Genomic DNA, 1,146 nt, shown 5'->3' with positions numbered 1-1,146 from the left:
TCTAAGAGGTCGTTTTCGCCCGATGTTTCATCCCGAAAACAGCTGTTTGGTCTGTGGTGTCGGGTCGCGCCAGGAGATGGTGTTCTCGCCGGTGAGGCGGCGGGCCATGAGGTCGGTCATGGCGAGGCGGATCATGGCTTCGGAGCGGACAGGCAGGGTCTCGTAGTCGCGGGCCAGGCGGCGGTGGAGCATGAGCCAGCCGTAGGTGCGCTCGACCGCCCACCGCTTCGGGATCGGGGTGAAACCCTTGCTCCCGGGTGTGCGTGCGCTGATCTCCATGCCGATGCCGAGGGCGGCGGCATGTTCGACGAGGTGCTGGCGGTAGCCGCCGTCGACCCAGACCTTGCGGATGCCGGGGTGCTCGGCGGCAACCTGGTCCAGGAGACGGGTGCCGGCCACGGAATCCTGCACACTCGCCGCGGTGACCAGCACCGCGAGCAGGAGTCCGAGCGTGTCGGTGACGATGCTCCGCTTGCGTCCCACGATCTTCTTCCCGGCATCGGTGCCCTGGCTGGAGGCGGGGACGCTGGTGGAGGTCTTGACGCTCTGTGCGTCGATCACGCAGGCCGATGGCTCGCCGTTCCGTCCTTCCTTCTCCCGTAGGAGTTGCCTGAGCAGACCGTTGAGCTGGGCGAACACGCCGTCTTGCTGCCACTTGGCGAAGTAGCCGTAGACCGTGTTCCAGTGCGGGAAGTCGTGCGGGAGATAGCGCCACTGGACCCCGGTGCGGTCCACGTACAAGATCGCGTCCATGATGTCGCGCAGGTCATGTTCCGGCGGCCGACCGAAGTCCAGGGCCCTGCCGCGGCGCTCGAAGCGCCAGGCAGAGAGCACCGGCTCAATCAACTCCCAGCGGGCATCGGACAGATCACTCGGATACGGGCGTCGCGTCGGCATGTTTCCGGCGTACCGCCGCGGAACGAATGCGCCCAGGCGCACAGCGACGACAACGGAAGCACGAGGCCGCGAAGGCCGGGCGTCCTGGGATGAGACAGGCGCAAGACACCACCCGCCTCACCTGCCACCCCACCTGACCAGCAAGAATCAATCCACATCTTCAACAGCACGAGCACCACAACCCGGCAGTCCGAAAATCGCTGGATACACGGGCAGTCCAGGCGAAAACGACCTCTAAGACGTCGTTTC

The 1,146-nt window shown here is 65.6% G+C and carries 1 protein-coding gene; it reads right to left on the bottom strand.

The window, feature by feature from the left end:
- Positions 1–27: 27 nt before the first annotated feature.
- Complete coding sequence (locus ABZV94_RS41775; protein WP_356350351.1) at positions 28–897, bottom strand: IS5 family transposase; 870 nt, start codon at positions 895–897, stop codon at positions 28–30.
- Positions 898–1,146: the final 249 nt, after the last annotated feature.

Source organism: Streptomyces sp. NPDC004658 (genome assembly GCF_040609555.1).
GTDB lineage: Bacteria > Actinomycetota > Actinomycetes > Streptomycetales > Streptomycetaceae > Streptomyces.
Note: the sequence above shows the minus strand (reverse complement) of the source record. Positions and strands in the feature narration are given on the sequence as shown.